We start from the raw sequence: 17,508 nt of genomic DNA on the forward strand, positions 1-17,508 counted from the left end.
TTTACTGAATTCTGGTGCGTAACAACAAGAACATAAAATACAAACCGCCGACCAAGTTAATGATCACACTCACAGTGGTTTCAAATGACATCACTTTTTCAATAAACCATTGGCCAGAAACCAATAGAACGATCGCTAACAAGCTACTTGCGATGATAAGCACACGATGCTGATAAGATCTGAATATCTGACGCGCTAAGCTAACGGTGATCAAACCAAAGAACAGCACAGGGCCCACCAGAGCCGTAGATACCGCGACCATCACTGACACAATCACTAAGGTAATCTGAGTCAGTCGCTTGGTGTTTACGCCCAAGCTTGTCGCGTTATCAACACCAAGCCAAAGTACATCCAGCTTAGGAGCCAACAGCCACAGGCCAAGCAAGCTCAAACCCAATGGAATTAGGCTTAGGTAAACCAGTTCTCCTTTCACGTTATTAAAGCTTGCGAACATCACATTCTGCAGCACCGCAAATTCGTTCGGATCAATCAACATCGCAAGGAAGTTTGAAAGGCTAGAGAATACGCTGCCACACACAATACCAATCAGCAGCAGTGTAAATACGTTGTTTCGCTTGCTCTTAAAGTAAAAATGGAACAGAGCAAATGAAAACAAGATCATTACAGAGACAGACAATGAGAAGTTCGCGATTGAATCAATCACCCAAAAGCTGGTACCACCCAAGACAAACAAAAGTGACGTTTGAACCAACATGTACAAACTGTCAAAGCCCAGGATTGAAGGCGTTAAAATTCGATTATTAGTTATAGTTTGAAACACCAATGACGATGCTGAAATAGCCACCGCAGCCAACACGATCGACAGCAGTTTGGGTAGTCTTAGAGACAAGAAGAACTCATAGTTATCCCACGTAAGTCCCTGGCCCACAAATACTGCCGCCATACACAAAGACGCGATGGCCAGAATCGCAATTTTTACTGAATCACGCATTCGACTTGTCTCTCATGATTAGGTAGATAAAAATCAAGCCACCGAAGATGCTGATTACCATCGAGATTGGAATCTCATAAGGGAAGATGACGATTCGAGCTAACAGGTCACAAGCCAACACCAAGATAACGCCCCAATAGGCTGTCCAAGGTAGGATCTTCTTCATGTTGTCGCCCATCATCAGGGATACAATGTTTGGCACGATAAGGCCAAGGAAAGGGATGACACCAACAATCATCACTACAGAAGAAGCACAGATAGCCACCAACGCAACACCAATGAAAACGATCTTCTGGTAATTCAGGCCGATGTTTTTTGCAAAGCTCTCGCCAATGCTCGCCGCACTGAACTGACTCGCGAAGTAGTAAGCCAATATACAAGCAGGCACTGCGAGGTAAAGAATTTCATAGCTGCCTTGCAACACACTCGCAAAGTTCGCCATTGTCCATGCCGACATGGTTTGTACTAAGTCGTACTTATAAGCAATAAAGGTTGTTAGAGACGAAACAACGTTGCCATACATGATGCCAATCAAAGGCACCAACACCGCATTCTTGAACTTCAGGTGTTGTAGAAAACGGACCAATAGCATGGTTCCGAAAACCGCAAACGCGAAAATGAAACCTAAGTAGCTCCATTGCGCTGCATTACCTAGCACTAGAATACCGACTATGTACCCAAGCATGGCGCAGTCAATGGTGCCCATAGTCGAAGGCGCGGCAAACTTATTCTGCACGATCTGTTGCATGATCAAGCCAGCGACACTCAAGCCCGCACCGGCAAGCACAATCGCGAACAATCGAGGGATTCGACTAACAACATAAATAGAGTTGGCGTGTTGGTTGCCATTGAAGAAGTCGCTAAAACTGATCTCAGCGACTCCAATCATCAATGACATAACGCATAACACAACAAGAAATACAGCAGCGGCAATGGGTTTCAACATAGAAATAATACTAAAGGTAGGGCTCTTTGAGTCCGTATGAAAAGTGAAAAAGGGCTTATAAGAACGCTCTTATAAGCCCGAAAATCTGATGATTAGTAACTATTGAATCGTACGCTCGATATCACCTAACATTCGGTGAATCGCTGTCACGCCACCACCAGCCAAATACCAAGCACTTGAATCAAGGTAAACGATGTTGCCTTGCTGCGCCGCAGGTGTCGCCGCAACTAATGGGTTATCAAACAGCTGTTGTGCGCGACCTTCTGATTTGCCAATCGCTTTTTCGCGGTCAAGAACGTAAAGCACTTCAGGTTTTGCGTCAGCAATGTATTCGAACGAGATTAGGTTGCCGTGAGTCCCTTTAATTGGAGCCACTGTTGCACTCTTTGACTCCACGAAACCAAAGTCATCAAAGATGATTGAGAAACGGCTGCCTTTGTTAAACATCGCGATGTTGTTACCGTTGTTCATTAGCATCATTGCTGAAGTTTCGTCAGACGCTACTTTGTCATTTACAGCAGTGATTGAACCTTGAGTCTCTTTAATGATCGCTTCTACTTCAGCTTGCTTACCAAAGATGTCACCTAGCGCGCGCCAGTTTTGCTGAGCATCAGCCCAGTATTTATCACCTTCAATAGAGAACATGACCGTTGGAGCGATTTGTGCCAGCTTGTCGTAAACCTTAAGCATGCGGTTTTCCGCGATAATGATGTCAGGCTTCAACATGTAGATAGCTTCAAAATCAGGTTCACTCAATGATCCTGTATTTGCTGTCGTTTCTTTGTACGAAGCTAGGTAATCAGGCAGCAAGCTATGAGGCGCACCAACTGGCTGTACACCAATTTGATCAAGCACATCCAAGCTACCAAAGCCAAGTACTACAACGCGCTGTGGTACTTCAGTAAACTGCGCCGTGCCCTTTACGTGTTCAATGGTCACGGTTTTCGCTTGAGCGGTCATCAGGAATGATGATGCAAGAACGATGGCAAGTCCGCTTAACAACTGGCGAACTGAATTGATTGTTTTCTTCATGTTTCTTCCTTTGCCATTGATACTAACCACCACTCATGACAATGAAAGTCACATTACTCATAGGTGAGCATGAGGCGTACACAACGGCTAAATAACGATAATTTAAAGTCTGTCATTACTTTGATAACAAACCCGTAACGCAAGTGAGAACTATTATCAATTATATTTGCGTTAAACTGGAGACACAACAACTTTATTATTCAGAAATGTAAAAGTGAGTATTCATATTATGCGTAGGAGAGATATTAGGAATCAGAAATAGCAAAAGGACGTGCAGAGGAAAATGATCATCAATCTGAAGAATAAACTGATGGGGAAAAGTGCCCCCCCCCTGTAATTACAAAGCTAAATCACAGAATTACGACGTTCAATCTCCTAATCACAACGCTAAACCTCAGAGTTACGAATTGCAATTTACAATGTAAAAATTATATATAACAGAGACTTAACAACCAATAAATTAGCTGAGTAAATAAAACCACTAATGACAAAGAACACGAAGCGGTGCAAAGCCAAACATCGGTCAGGTATCATGGTGAATTACCTGTCCTTCGCTCATTTAACTCTCAATAAGCGACGGAAAATCACTCAAAAATATTTTTGAATTTAATTTAAAATAGGGTTGTAATTTTAAATACTAGGCGTATAGTTCGCCACCTGGCTCTAATCTATAGAGCTGTTAATGCTAAAGTAAGTCCAAGTTCCTCAAAGACAGTTCTCGATTTCCTCGTTACACCATCTCTGCGTCAGCTTTCACCTAGATAGTCATTCAATAGCTTTTAAATTCGATCCTCACTACCGATCTATCGTCATTCACTCTTTTGTTAGCGAAGTCAAAATAGATCGATCACTTAAATATAAATGTAATAAACACAAGGCACAGTTATGTCACGCAGAACAACACGACAAACCCATTGGTACCAACTATCACGCGACAAATCAGTCAATAAACTAAAAGGTAATAAATGCTCAAGATTAAAATAGACTTACACAAAGAAGAAATTTCATGGGTCACAGAGATTCGACAGCTCAATAGCGATATACTCCACCGCCACATATTGCCCAAGCTACAACATCACAGTTATCTCATCGACTTTGAATTTAATGAACGAGAAAGCATCGGAACTATTGTTTCAGGCAACGGAAACACCCTAGGACATTTCACACTCCTATAGCATTTCCCATAGGCTACAAAAAGAAACACCGTTTAGTCCCAAAGATGTAAAAGATGTCACCCTCAATTCGCTCTAGCAGAACAAAATAGAGTAGAAGTAAAACAGAACAGAAACCTAGCCCTTTTTGCATTTCACACGCGGCTAACGCTAGCTAGGTTATCGTACTTCTATTGAAACCAACTTATATCAAACTCTGAATCACCAATGAGTCATTATCAGTGCACTCATGGACTAATAAGTTAACGGCATCGACCTTAACTTCTGATCAAGAGTATATAAGTGTTCTGCAGCTTGCATGTGTTGAGGGTAATCACTGAATTTCTCACGATTCTCCTCATTCATCTTACATGTCTCATCCACCAGCATTAATTTCCAATACAGCTTTGTTGTATGCAGCATCGCCAGTAAAGGTTTGAATACCTCTTTTTCATAAGCTTGAATCAATTCTTCAATCAACTCATCACGTTCGTCTTCACTTGCGATTGAACCATTGGTTGCCGACAACACTTTTTGATACTTCAGATTTTGTTGCAGCTTATCCATGACCGTTTGGTTTTCTTCCGCTAACTCAACAAGCTTCGACTTAATAATGTTCACCCAATTCTCTTGGCTAAGAACCCCATCATCGATACTCGCAAAATCTTCGCGTATTTGACGTTCGACGTCTTTTTGAGCTTTCTTCAAAACCGCACGCACCTTTTGGAAAGGCAGCTGATATTCCTTACTTAGCTCGATAATCAGTTTATGAAAACCACCATTTGGAAGGTGTAAGTTTTCCTTAAACGTCGCCATTGCAGCTTCTTGCTGATCGGTAAGGTGAGTCATTCTGTTTCCTATTCTTTTATCACTTATGGTGCTGAACCCACGATCATACCATTATTAGTCACAGTTTTTAGGTAACTTGATGAGTTAAACCTAGGTACGTACTTAATTTCTCTCTACCCTTTATCTTTTGGCTGGTTTTCACACTATTTGGCACTAAATGGTAAGTTTCTATCGATGAATATTCGTACATTAGTTGCACAGGGTACATCGCCAGACAGGAGTCATTACTTACATATGAAAGACAACCGCGAGAAATGAGAAAACACATGACCTATTCAGAATATAAAGAATCCGATTTGCATAAGTGCGTGACCATTGGTGCAGAAGCAATGCTATCAATTACCAAATTTGCCTTTAAAGCCACTACCCTTTTATTTCGATTTTTCCGCTGGCTTGTCGTATCGGCTTATACCTACGTGATGAAGTAATTCTGTATTGGAGTCGTTGTTTTCATTACGACTTATCTAAATACTCAAAAGCGCGCCCTATTAGGTCGCGCTTTTTTTATGCTCCGATTTTTGTAGCCAGCTTTTCTATGTCCGTTTTTCTAGATCTAGCTTGTGATGCCTAAAGTACATAACCAATTTTCTATCGCCAGTGGCGTTAAATGGTAAAACTCTGAATCGAATAAAAACCATACTACACCTGTTCCAACAAAACAGACTTCTAACTTATACAGGTACTAAAATGAAAAAGATTGCACTTAAAATTGTAGGACTAACGGTTTTGGCTTCTGCGCTAACTGGTTGTATCGGCAGCAACGCCGTAACAGGGAAAGTGATGAAATTTAACATTGAAGTTGTCGATAACCGCTATGCTCGTGCAGGTGTAAACTTCTTATTAGCACCTGTGTACGGTATTACAACCGCAGCCGACTATGTCGTATTCAACTCACTTGAATTTTGGACAGGTAAAAACCCAATCAGTGGCTCGCCACACGTATTTGATACAAAAACAGATACACACTTCGAAGTGAACGACGACCTAGACCCAAGCCTGAAAGAAGCCCCTATCGGCCCAATTTCTAACAATCGCACCATTGAAACGGGTGAGATGATTAAGATCGACGAAAACACGATTCAAATGGACATCGTCTATACGTCTGGTGAAACAGCGACTCTAACGGGTATCAAAGACGGTCAAAACGTTACCTATTACATGGACGGTCAGCTTGTATCGCAAACGACTATCGCTGAATTAGAGAAGATTCAAGGCACTGAAGCTTAAGGTTCATCGCCCACACAAAGTTCAAACTTAAACAGACTTTGAAGCTCATAAAACAGAACAAGCCCGGCGATTGCCGGGCTTCTTCGTATGTGCTCGATTATGTGTATACGCTCTATTGGGATTGAGACTGTGCAAGTCGAATGCTCACCAAACTCGCCACCATGATAGCTAAGTAAAAGCTGCCGATAATGGATTCCATAAACACAAAGAACTGAGCAATAGGCAAAGCCGGTGAAATATCTCCATAGCCAACGGTGGTCAGAGTGATAAAACTAAAGTACATCGCATTGAACAAATTCGTTAACCAGACTTGCTCTTCCAAACCGTAAAATGCACTAGGAAAGATTTCCAAAATCAACAAATAGATAATCGACCAAGCAAACCCCAACAATAAGTAAATACAGATCGATCCGATAATGTGATTGGGGGTTACCGTTTTTGCTTTCATCACCTGTTTTAACGCCGAGTAAATGTGTGAGAACAAGAACACAGCCAACGCCAATAACGTCACTATCGACAGGTTATAACCTTCCAAAAACGAAAATACACCTGATACGGACGCTGTTATCAACAACAGACCATACCAAGATCGATACAAGGCTCGCTCTCTATGGATACCAGCAATTGAGCACGCTAAAGTAATTATGATGAGAAATAGTATTGTTTTCTGACCTTGTGGGTAAAATTGCTGCATCACCGCACAACCAAAAAACAGCACTAACAATGCATAAAACAAGAAGTAGAAGTTGTCGTCTTTCGAGACTGGCTTCATCTATTTTTCCTCTGTCTCTTCTTGGTCTTTTTCAGTTTCTGCTTGGTTTTTATCTTCAAGTCCTAGCCACGCCATCATCAACTCATAGGTCAAACTCAATATCACAGCACCCACGAACAAACCGACGATTCCTGACATCGCCATTCCGCCCAACGCACCTAATAAGATAACCAACATTGGAATGTGAGAGCCACGGCTCAACAGTACTGGCTTCAAGATAGCATCACTACCACTGACTAAAATACACCACACTAAGAACAAGCTCGCCGCCAACGTCGATTCAACGCTGAACATGTAGATAATCGCAGGTAATAGAGCAAGAATCGGTGGAAGTTGGATGATTGCGATAAGCAGCACAGCCAGCGCCCAAAATGCAGCAGCAGGCACACCCGCAATCACCAAACCGATTGCCGACATCATGGATTGAATCACAGCCACACCAATCACACCTTGCACAACGCTGCGCACAGTCGATTTAGAGAGCTGTACCAATTCTTCACCTTTACCACCCGTTAAACGCGCCACTAAATGAGTCACACCTGTTTGGCATTTATCAGCATTACTCATGAATGCACCGGCAATGATGGTCGAGATGATAAATTGAATGAAACCGCCTCCCAATGAGCCCAGAACCGACGCTGCTTTGGTTGCGAATATCTTCAGCTCTTCCGCATACTTGATGAACACGCTTTCTATGTTGGATGAAGCGTGAACTAAAACCGCATAAACTTTTTCACCAATCAACGGAATCTCTTGCAAAGACTCTTTCGGTTTAGGCAAGGACAATGTGCCATCTTGAAGCCCCGTCATCAGGTCAGAAGCACTGGTATAGATACCGGAAGAAAGCGCGGCCAAAGGAATAAACAGAAGAATAACACCAATAAAACTCAGCAATGCACTGGCTTTACCTTTCGATATCCCCGTTTTATTTGAAATCGCCACAGCAACTGGGTACAGCGCAGTCGCAATGATCGCCCCCCACACCACCAAAAGAATGAATGGGCGCAAAATCGAAAAACACCAATACACGAGCATGGCAATCGCTGCAATTTTTATGGCAGCGTCTATCGCCTGTTTTGAAAAATCATCGGTTAACTTCATGAGACGTCCTTGTTAGACAGAATTAAGGCTGATTTTGTAGGAACTTCCAATTCCGAGTTTCTAGGAATAGAGAAGCTAAAATCATATATATGCCAATTAATACTAATTGGAATATGCGTATAAGAGTGTTGCTATCGATGTCGCCTGAGCTCATCAATGTGCTACCAACCAGTACGAGCAACGTACTAAATGCAGTGGCGAAAATCGGCGCTTTTTCGGGAACCGTGTAGATCTTTTTGGCAATCACAATAGCAACCAAGCCTATGAATAAAGAGTAGAAGATAATATTGGGAACAATCGAAAGGATTGAAAAAGCCGCTATCGCGAGTAAACCCCCAATACCATTACTGATCACCAGAAATGCACTCAACTTAACCGACTTTTCCGAAGTAATCATTAGTGACAATAATGCAATAAACATCATGGTTAGCAATGCTTCAGATATCTGAAATATAAAGAAAAAACACACAACAGGATAAGAGATAATCATGGCGCGGAAAGCTGCATACCAACGCTCTCTTCTGTTGAATGGCGCCGACGCAAAGCCGGAGAATTCAGTTTTCGGTTCAGGGAAAAAGATATGAACCAGCGCAAAAATAGTCACCGAAACCACACCAGAGGTGGCCAAGCCAGATGCTAATAATACCGAGATTCCAGGGTTATCAATCGCCATAAATGGCAACATCAGTACAGCAATTAATAATATGGTTGCGAACAGATTCCACTTAGGGTCAACAAATAAGTAGTAACCCCAAAGCATCACTAGCCCCACCAAAATCAATAATGGAACTGGATAATGGGTAATTCCTCGCGACAACAATAACCCTAACCCCATGGTCACTACTACCGCCAAAAGCAGTTCATAGACCGTCTCCTTATGAAGGCTTGGTTTATCAATTAGAAACTTAGCGGTGAACACTGGCGCTACAAATGCGAGCGGCCAGTTAATCCACGCAGCCAAAAACACAGCTAACGTAACCCCAACGGTATACCGCAGGATCCGTTGTTGTGTTTGTTGGTCAGGGATCGATTTATCGGACATAAGACAACACGCTAATCAAACGAATCCACACTTTGCCTATTGCGTTGAATACAAAGTTATCACCACTATAAACAATCACATCCGCCTGCCCACCCACTCGGAGCATACCTTGCATCTCATCTCGTTCAAACTCTATGGTGATAGGAAGCATCTGTGTTTGACGTAACCACCCCGTTTGTTGGCTAGCTTGAGCAAGTTTACCTGCTTGATCATTTTGCCCCCAATCAACCCCCCAATCGATGCTGCTCACTCGACCTTTCACAATTTGTCCTGGAGCAAAATCCAATGCCACTTCGACTTCATCACCGACCGTTACGTTGCCAAGGCTATTTTCACGATAATAAGCTTCAATCCAAATATCTTCAGTTGAGACAAAAGTCATGATCGGTTGACCTGCTGAAGCGTAAAAACCTTCAGATAAGCTAAAGTTAGAAACTCCACCTTGTGTCGGTGCGGTAATTACGGTGCGCTCTAAGTTCAATTGAGCTTGTTCAAGAGCCAGCAACGCCGCTTTCACTTGGCTATTTTCTTCACCTTCTTTACCCATTTGTTTCTTTGCACGATCAAGGTCAGCTTCCGCATTCACAACTGCTGCTCGAGACGTCGCTAATGCTGCTCGCGCTTTATCTGCGTCTGATTTAGAAACGACACCTTTGTCGGCCATCTCTAAAACACGCTTTGCTTGTAGTTTAGTATTTTGTCTTTCAACGATCGCTGAAGTAAGTTTCGCTTGAGCTGAAGCAATGCTAGCGGTTTGAGCTCCCACATTTTGGCCTGCAATCTCTAGATTTTGCTCCGCTTGTTGTACGGCAATTCGGTAATCAGACTCATCCAAAATGGCTAACTTATCGCCTTGATTAACCAATTGGTTCGGCTGAACTAAGATATCTAGCACTTTACCCGACACCTCAGGCTTTATAGGAACGATATAGCCCTTTACACGAGCATTGTCAGTAATAGGGATGATGCGATCTGAGATAACACTGAAGATCAACATAAACGCCACAAATAACAGTAGGTAATTTGTTATCTTTCTTACTTTGTCTTTTCCATTTGTTTGTTCGACAACTTCTTCATTGGATTCTTGCTTGCTCCCTTCAACTTCTGACATGGGACTCCCTTCTAGATAACTAACATCAATAAAATTAATACTTTAAAAATAAACCTAGCAATGGAAAACTCAAGTTAATAAGGTTAGATTTAGTAAATAAAACGTTGCAAATGATATGCTCGTCTAATAATGCGACAATATATACAGGATTGTATTCTCATGACCTCTAGTCACTACCAAGTACCGGTAATACAAACAAGTTATGCCAAGATCTTAGTCCAAATCTTCACTGACTATGGATTAGACCTACACAAGCTACTTGAAGACTCGGGCTTACCACCCGATCTGATTGAATCAGAAAGTGACTTTGTACCCTCAGAATCAATCAAGCGACTGATTTATTTGACCTCATCACAACTAGGCGTATCTCGATTTACGGACATACTTGGCCTTGCCTTTAGGCGAAGAATCATCCCATACGTCTTGCATCAATTTACCGAATTTGAAACCATTGGAGATTCGCTAAAGCATATCAGCACGATTTTCTCTTATGATTCTCCCGGCAGTAGAGTCGACTTCATTCAAGAACACGGACAGAGTTGGTTTTGTCGAACTGCCCCCGCAGATAATTCACCCATGTCCCAATGGGGAGAGGTATTTGCTATCACCTACATTATTGAGCTAATAACGATTCTCTCTCAGTCACCTTGGCAGCCAAGCAAAGTACGTTTACAAGGACATGACACTGATATCGTCAAAACACTGCTTCCAAGTCACTGTCAGCTTTTTGTTGACCATAATTCAACCGCTGTGATGATCCCTGATGAGATCCTACAACTACCCATTCGCCTTACTGCCAAAGACTTAAGCAATAAGCCCGCGATCATCGAGTGGCACACCAGCTTTACCGACAGCGTTTACGAATTACTCAAGCCCTATATGAAAGAGCAGGACCTCTCGCTTGAAGAAGCTGCAGAGCTTCTTAATTTTTCCGTGAGAACGTTTCAACGAAAACTCAAAAATGAAAACACCACCTATCGAAAAATCAAAGAGAACCTGATGTTTTCCGTTGCGTGTGAATTGATGGAAGAAGGCCATACTCTGACTTATATTTCGAGCCAATTGGGTTACACCAATATCTCTCACTTTTCTAGAGCATTTAAGCGAGTTTCCGGCCTTACGCCTAAGATTTATCAACGCTCAATTTCCGCGTAAAACAGTTCTAACCGATTAACCAAGTGCAATTGGCTTCAGATAATCCTAACTGGAACTACACACTCTATTTCGGCCGTTACCTTTTGCACGGTAAAGCGCCCTATCCGCGCTGCGATACGTCGCTTCGGCATACGCTTGTATTTCAGACACACCACTACTTACCGTTAGGTTTAGTGTTGTGTCTTTAGCAATCACTTCTTTTAACCGATACATAGCTTCAATCGCTTCTGACAGGCTGGTTTCTGGCATCAAAATCGCAAATTCTTCCCCCCCAACTCGTGCCACGATATCGGTATCTCTGATGTTTTTCTTCAACAGTTCGGCCACCTCTTTAAGAGCTGTATCACCTTGATCATGACCATGGTTATCATTATGATCCAAATCGATCAGTGCTAAACAGGAGTGTGTATGACCGTAGCGATCAGCTAGGTTTGAGTAGTGACTTAACTCTTTATCAAAGCGGCGGCGATTCCAGCAACCTGTGAGTGAGTCCGTTTCAACCAGTATTCTTAATTGGCGTTCGAGCACCTTACGTCGACTAATATCGGTAAAAGTTACAACGTATTTTTCGTTGTTCGGCAATATTTCGGTTAGCTTTTCGACAACTGCATTAACCGTAAAGTGTTCACCAAGTCGGCTGACACCACTCAACTCACCTTTCCATCTGTGATTTTGCTTAAGCGAGGTCGCAATGGTCGATATCAAACCACTGTTGTTCATAAAACAGAGGTCAGAAATAGGACGAGCTTCGACTTGGTCAAACGCATAACCAGAGACTCTAGAAAACTGCTGATTGACCTGAATGACCCTCAGTTGGCTATCAAGAATAATAAAGCCGGCAACACCATCAATAATCGCCTCAGACAAGCTATTCTTGCTTTGAGTCATTTCATATCGATAAAGACGCGCAGTAATGAAAGTACTGAGCAAAAAGAGCATACATACCGAAAAAGACATGGCTGTGGTAGAAGCGATACTCAGCAACCACAAAATAAATACCATGTTTAGGACAAGTGCCGATACCACGTATAACGGTATTTTTCGGTCAAAGCTTAACTTGTTCATAGAGTGCTCGAGCTATGGGTGAGCGACTATGATGACCAAGTTTACGAGCGAATATTTACCATTTCACGACACATACAAATTAAAATTAGATGAGTACTTTTAAGATTAAATATTTATGTTAATTGTTGAGTAAGAACAGCAAGCTACCACCGCTCAGCGAACTGCCGTAATTAAAATTAACCCCAACACCAAAGTTATCAAAGAAGTAAGAGTCATAAGGGACATCAAACACCAATCCAGCGCCGAACTCATAATAATAGTGCGTATCCAAAGGATCAGTTAAATCCCCGGCCACGTCGATTCTTCTAAGATTATAGTGAATCTGAGGGTTCTTTAACGACCAAGCATCCAGTGCCACATTCTGTCGGAATTCAATTTCATTGATAAAGCGTAATCCTTCTGGATTACCAATGTCGCCATCATTGGCTTCGCCCCAGCCTGTTCCATAGAAATAACGTGCTCTTGATGAGATATTCCAACTTCCCCACTCTTGTTTCTGTAGGTATTGGAGTTTCACCGACGGCTCGCCAATCAGCGCCCATGCAGACGTGTTCAGCGCATATCCATCTAACTGAGATTGAAATGCCTGAGAGTAGCTGTTGTTATATTCGTATTTATTGCGGTAGTAGAGTAAATGAGTGCCCAAACCATACGCGATAGACCAATGTTGATTTAAATGGCTTTGAGCGCCGAAAAAGCCATACAGGCCCAATACTGAGTCTTCATTGGGGTTAATTCGGCGGTCTGATGTGACGTCTGACGAAATCTCAATATCTTGCTCAGAGAGCGCATAAGACCCTCGCACCGACCAAATCAAATCTAGGTCAGGATCATCGGTTTTAATCACGGAAGAATAAGGGATAGAGCCGACACTGACTTGGCTTCGAGTGTCGATAGTTTTATCGGAGCCAAAACCACTGTCGTTCAAGTTAATAAACGAGTTGGGGTCGAAATCCACAAAACCAATAGAGACGGCATCGCTGTCTGTAAGCGCAATTGAAACGGCGAATATCTTTTCCAAGCGATGTTGAATCGCCTCATTAGATGCATAGGCCGAGGAAGAAATCAGGCCCGTTAAGAGTAAAGCAATAGAAGGGGGATATAACGATTGGGGTGAAAGCATTAAGTTGACTCCATTCAAACTTATGCTTCAAGTGTAATTGGTAATTTCACTATTTCAATCAGAGAGTTAACGGTGTGGTTGATACTGATCTCAGTTCCAACTGTAAGAGCGTTGCCAAATCTATGGCTCCCCAAAGTTCTTCTACATCTTGGATTCTAAAATGAATAATCATATGCGCCTCTGTCTAAATTGGAGTCTTATCTTGGATCATTCTTAAAACCCTTACTTACCATAATGCGCCAAACCGACTTTAAGACCTGTCGAGTTACGTGGTTCTCGTCGGGTTAAGATTTGTGATGTTAGAAGCCATAAATATCTTGTTCGGTGACACCCTGAAAACCAAGAAAGCATAGCCTTTATGTCTAAAAACCAAAGACAAAAAAGTGAGCCTGATTAGGCTCACTTTTCTATATCCAAATCTGATTATAAACAAGGAGAATTAGATAAAGATTCTTGCACGAACACCGAACACCCACGCGCTGCTTTCATTGGATAACGCTGGATCTTTAATGTATTGAATATCAGGTGTCACTTGGATGAAATCGTTGAGTTGCATGTTGTAGTAGAGTTCTGCGGTAAACTGTTCACCGTCATTACCATACACACCAGTCGAAATGCCTTTTAGAGCGTACTCATTTATTTCCGACCAGTTAACCGCAAAACCAAGGTTGTTCTTTTCGCTTCCTAGGCCAAAATAGCCAACACCGACACTCAATGAGCGTTCATACAGAGCAACATCTCCATCAGAAAAACCACCTCTCACAAACGGCATTACTTGAGGTGTGACAAATTGACTCCATGAGAAGTTAATACCTTTACCAGATTCACCTCCGCCTGTCGCATCAGACAAGCTATGACGAGTACCACCATCAAAGTGCCACGCTGTAATGTGGAAATTATCAGTGAATATTTGGTCTTGCGATGCTGTCCAACCGAGTTCTAGCGTGGTGAAAAAATCACTCTCATCAAATAATGTACTGAGGCCATCAAAGATATCGTCTGATTTTCCGTTGGCGTCGGCGATACCCGCAATCACATAGTAATTGTCAGTCAGCATATGCCCAGCAGAAAGGGCTAATACACCATCATCAGGTAACCCCATCGCTCCAGCTCCAGTCGAAAATGCAAGGTTGCTAAAGCCAGACCATGGGCTCGCTAGTGCGTATGTGTCCACATAGTCGGTAACATCCTGCCACCCAGCGATAACTGAGGTTTTACCTCCATTAAACTTTTGTTTCCAATGCAAATTGGTGACGCGGAAGCCTTGGTCGCTAAAGGCAGAGCCAATCATACCTACATAACCTAACCCTTCTTTGGTACCGTTATTGAACAATCGGTCAGTATCATCAATGAAGGCTAAATTTTTGGGTGCTGAATCAGAATAGGCATGGCGATGTTCGACTTTCCATACTATTCCGCCTGTATTACCCGTCTCTTTGCCTACCAAATTCCAAGAGCCATAAAACCTCGCAACACCGGAAGAGGCATCAACATCGTTCCCCATAGACCCATTGCTAGAGGCTAAACCCAAAGCGTTATAATCTGCTCCAAATGTAATGCCATCATCGGCCAACGACTCCCTCCAAGATTTCTTTTGTGCTTTCTGTTCTGCAATTGTATTTTCAACAGAGTCAGGGCCTTCAAAGTTGGCGCCATAAACAACGCCGCTCATTAGGCTAGCCGCCATCACAATTGCCATACTTACTTTAGATAATCTTGAATTCATCATGTCACCAGTGCTTTTTAAGTCAGTTTTATTTTAGTTATTACTCACATTGAAAATTGTCATTTGATGACACTGAGTGATTTAGATACTTCCAACAAGAGATCGGATTCAACTAGATGCATTAGCTAAGGTTGATACTGTTCTATACCGTCCGCTTTCATAGCATAGACCGACTGCACGTTGGCTGCGCCGTCAGAGTAATTCACATTTTCTTTCGATTGGTGTCCTGTTAACTGCCCTTCAACCCAAACCGGCGTCATTAAGCTCACCAATTCAATGCCTTGCGGGTAATCTATCAGCACCAGTTGATTCGCAGGAGGTGGTGGAGTGTGGATACAGGCTCCAGCAGAAGGTACTAAGAAAAACTTGGTCACCTTAGTTCCATCCATTTCAATCGGCGTGATGTAACCAGGGATACGATGTTTACTGCCTACCACCTCAGTATTGAGTTTCGAACCCAACGCTTCGCGTTGCTTCATAATCTGTTCACGAGCTACAAATAACGCCTCAACATCGACGTTTTGTTTTCTCAACCTCTCTGTCACTTCAACTATTTCTTGCGTTGCTTCGTCACTTGCGACAAATCCATCTTCAGTTTGCGCGTCTTTAAAACGAGCAATGGTCGCCATGTCGAACAACTGATTTCGGTCGAGCTTTTGAAATGGGTCTTCTATCAGCTCCATGCTTGGGACTAACTCGTCCCAGTATGTAACTTTCACTTCGTTAGCTAGTGATGAAAACGACAAACAACACAATACAAACAGCGAACAAATTGGCTTCAAAATAACCATGAAATTTTACCTCACAATAACATCGTTAAGCGAAATTAGGTAGAGGAGGAAATCCCCTACCTAACTATTAAACATCAAATCAAAGATTACATTTCGTTGCGGTATACAACGCCATCTTTCATTACCAATTTAATCGTATCGATAGTCTTGTATTCAGGGTCAGCGTCAAACCACTCGGTGGTCGCACCTAATACCGTCATGTCTTCCAGTGGATTACCCTCTACCAGTAGAATATCTGCAACGGCATCCTTTTCGATGACACCTAACTTACCTTGGGTTGTGCCTCTAGGGCCTGACATCGCTAACATTTCACCAGCTGTAGATGTCATTTGTTTCAGCACTTCGAAGTTGCTACCAAACGCTTCTGTTCTCCAGTAAATTTCGTAACGACGAGCTCGCTCAGCATCCGAATCTGCACCCACATAGTCTGATGCAAAAACAACCTTCACGTTATTTTCAAGTAGGCGTTTACCGTAGTCACCATACTGCTCTTGAAGCTGAGCAACCATCGGCAGTTTTTCTGCAGGCATAAGTGGATTCTTTGCTAGATCTGGTGATAGTCCCCACATCTGTGGAACAACGTATCCGCCCTCTTTTGCAATTCTCTTCATCGTGTCGTCATTAATAAAGAACCCGTGCTCGAAGGTTTTTACGCCACAATCAAGCAGACGATTTACCGAGCGATCATTGAATGTATGCGCAGCAACATAAGTGTTCCAATCTTTTGCTGCTTCAACGATGGCACAAGTTTCATCTACCGAGTATTGAGTTGTATCAATCGGGTCAAATCGAGATGAACCACCACCACCGGCCATGATCTTTATCTGAGTCGCACCATTGCGTAAGTTCAGCCTTGTCGCTTTGAGTACTTCAGGCACGCCATCGGCTACAGCGCCAATACCCATTCTTTCGAAGTTAGAAATATCCCCTACCGAATTAGGCGTGAAACCGGGATCACTTCTATCTCGGAAATCACCGTGACCTGATGTTTGAGAGATAAATGCGCCAGAAGGATAAATTCGAGGGCCAAAAACATTGCCACTCTCAATTTCGCGAGCCAAACCGAAGGCAGGTCCGCCCATATCACGAACGGTTGTAAAACCATCATCTAAGTAGCGCTTAGCCACTTGCGTTGCATGAATAGAGATGTCAGTGAGATCTTTATTGGTTTCGATGTCACCAAAATTATAGTTAATCATAACGTGAGCATGGCCATCGATTAAGCCGGGCATTAACGTCTTGCCCTCGCCATCAATCACTTTAGCTTCACGGGCTTCAATTGGGTTTGCCGAAATTTGTTTGATTAGATTGTCTTCAACCAGTACGTGATGATCTTCGTAAAGTTTGTTTTCTGTACCATTGAAAATATCAACATTGGTAAATAACGTTGATGCCGCATTTGCAGATAGAGCAAATGAACACGAAAGAGCAACAACAGAGAGCTTTAAGCCTGCATTTTTCATTT

Annotated in this window: 17 protein-coding genes; 4 read left to right on the forward strand and 13 right to left on the reverse strand. The window is 42.6% G+C overall.

The genetic code is table 11. From position 1 onward, the window contains the following. Position 1: 1 nt before the first annotated feature. The 3 genes from FTW16_RS09255 to FTW16_RS09265 all read right to left on the reverse strand — a co-directional run bounded on the left by FTW16_RS09255 (position 2) and on the right by FTW16_RS09265 (position 2,930). Positions 2-952, reverse strand: coding sequence for an iron chelate uptake ABC transporter family permease subunit (locus FTW16_RS09255; protein WP_146490801.1), 951 nt, complete (start codon positions 950-952; stop codon positions 2-4). Next, the gene (locus FTW16_RS09260) at positions 945-1,898 is read right to left on the reverse strand and encodes an ABC transporter permease (RefSeq protein ID WP_146490802.1); all 954 of its coding nucleotides are present in this window, start codon (positions 1,896-1,898) and stop codon (positions 945-947) included. The genes FTW16_RS09255 and FTW16_RS09260 overlap by 8 nt, the downstream gene beginning before the upstream one ends. Positions 1,899-1,997: 99 nt before the next feature. After that, the gene (locus FTW16_RS09265; RefSeq protein WP_146490803.1) at positions 1,998-2,930 is read right to left on the reverse strand and encodes a siderophore ABC transporter substrate-binding protein; all 933 of its coding nucleotides are present in this window, start codon (positions 2,928-2,930) and stop codon (positions 1,998-2,000) included. Between the two features lie 965 nt (positions 2,931-3,895). Here FTW16_RS09265 and FTW16_RS09270 point away from each other — a divergent pair. Then, positions 3,896-4,105 carry a hypothetical protein gene (locus FTW16_RS09270; RefSeq protein ID WP_004731601.1) on the forward strand — a complete coding sequence of 70 codons (210 nt, stop codon included), beginning with the start codon at positions 3,896-3,898 and terminating at the stop codon, positions 4,103-4,105. Between the two features lie 231 nt (positions 4,106-4,336). Here the strand turns inward: FTW16_RS09270 and FTW16_RS09275 are convergent, their stop codons facing one another. Continuing rightward, complete coding sequence (locus FTW16_RS09275; RefSeq protein WP_146490804.1) at positions 4,337-4,930, reverse strand: hypothetical protein; 594 nt, start codon at positions 4,928-4,930, stop codon at positions 4,337-4,339. A 266-nt stretch (positions 4,931-5,196) separates the two neighbouring features. Between FTW16_RS09275 and FTW16_RS24480 the strand changes: the two genes are divergently transcribed. Both FTW16_RS24480 and FTW16_RS09280 read left to right on the forward strand, forming a co-directional pair. Continuing rightward, positions 5,197-5,358, forward strand: a complete 162-nt coding sequence (locus tag FTW16_RS24480; protein WP_186728045.1) for a hypothetical protein — start codon at positions 5,197-5,199, stop codon at positions 5,356-5,358. 259 nt (positions 5,359-5,617) lie between these two features. Further along, positions 5,618-6,157, forward strand: a complete 540-nt coding sequence (locus tag FTW16_RS09280; RefSeq protein WP_146490805.1) for a DUF3332 domain-containing protein — start codon at positions 5,618-5,620, stop codon at positions 6,155-6,157. Between the two features lie 112 nt (positions 6,158-6,269). Here the strand turns inward: FTW16_RS09280 and FTW16_RS09285 are convergent, their stop codons facing one another. The 4 genes from FTW16_RS09285 to FTW16_RS09300 are packed head-to-tail and all read right to left on the reverse strand — an operon-like array spanning position 6,270 to position 10,183. Continuing rightward, entirely contained in the window at positions 6,270-6,929 is a 660-nt protein-coding gene (locus FTW16_RS09285; protein WP_146490806.1) for a potassium channel family protein, read from the reverse strand. Further along, entirely contained in the window at positions 6,930-8,030 is a 1,101-nt protein-coding gene (locus tag FTW16_RS09290; RefSeq protein WP_146490807.1) for an AI-2E family transporter, read from the reverse strand. A 22-nt stretch (positions 8,031-8,052) separates the two neighbouring features. Continuing rightward, the gene (locus FTW16_RS09295) at positions 8,053-9,072 is read right to left on the reverse strand and encodes a DUF2955 domain-containing protein (RefSeq protein WP_146490808.1); all 1,020 of its coding nucleotides are present in this window, start codon (positions 9,070-9,072) and stop codon (positions 8,053-8,055) included. Then, the gene (locus FTW16_RS09300) at positions 9,062-10,183 is read right to left on the reverse strand and encodes an HlyD family secretion protein (protein ID WP_146490809.1); all 1,122 of its coding nucleotides are present in this window, start codon (positions 10,181-10,183) and stop codon (positions 9,062-9,064) included. The genes FTW16_RS09295 and FTW16_RS09300 overlap by 11 nt, the downstream gene beginning before the upstream one ends. Before the next feature lie 159 nt (positions 10,184-10,342). Between FTW16_RS09300 and FTW16_RS09305 the strand changes: the two genes are divergently transcribed. Beyond that, a complete protein-coding gene (locus tag FTW16_RS09305) occupies positions 10,343-11,338 on the forward strand; it encodes a helix-turn-helix domain-containing protein (protein ID WP_146490810.1) in 996 nt (331 codons plus the stop codon). Between the two features lie 45 nt (positions 11,339-11,383). On the opposite strand, the gene FTW16_RS09310 is transcribed toward FTW16_RS09305, so the two are convergent. From FTW16_RS09310 to FTW16_RS09330, 5 genes are all read right to left on the reverse strand, one after another. Continuing rightward, the gene (locus FTW16_RS09310; RefSeq protein WP_146490811.1) at positions 11,384-12,403 is read right to left on the reverse strand and encodes a GGDEF domain-containing protein; all 1,020 of its coding nucleotides are present in this window, start codon (positions 12,401-12,403) and stop codon (positions 11,384-11,386) included. A 118-nt stretch (positions 12,404-12,521) separates the two neighbouring features. Further along, entirely contained in the window at positions 12,522-13,526 is a 1,005-nt protein-coding gene (locus FTW16_RS09315) for a Solitary outer membrane autotransporter beta-barrel domain (RefSeq protein WP_146490812.1), read from the reverse strand. A gap of 439 nt (positions 13,527-13,965) precedes the next feature. Beyond that, entirely contained in the window at positions 13,966-15,255 is a 1,290-nt protein-coding gene (locus FTW16_RS09320; protein WP_261383429.1) for a carbohydrate porin, read from the reverse strand. A 122-nt stretch (positions 15,256-15,377) separates the two neighbouring features. Then, the gene (locus FTW16_RS09325; RefSeq protein ID WP_146490813.1) at positions 15,378-16,043 is read right to left on the reverse strand and encodes a DUF3299 domain-containing protein; all 666 of its coding nucleotides are present in this window, start codon (positions 16,041-16,043) and stop codon (positions 15,378-15,380) included. Between the two features lie 86 nt (positions 16,044-16,129). Further along, entirely contained in the window at positions 16,130-17,506 is a 1,377-nt protein-coding gene (locus tag FTW16_RS09330) for a metal-dependent hydrolase family protein (protein ID WP_146490814.1), read from the reverse strand. Positions 17,507-17,508: the final 2 nt, after the last annotated feature.

The sequence above is a fragment of the Vibrio sp. T20 genome (assembly GCF_007858795.1).
In the GTDB taxonomy this organism is placed as follows: Bacteria; Pseudomonadota; Gammaproteobacteria; order Enterobacterales; family Vibrionaceae; genus Vibrio; species Vibrio satsumensis.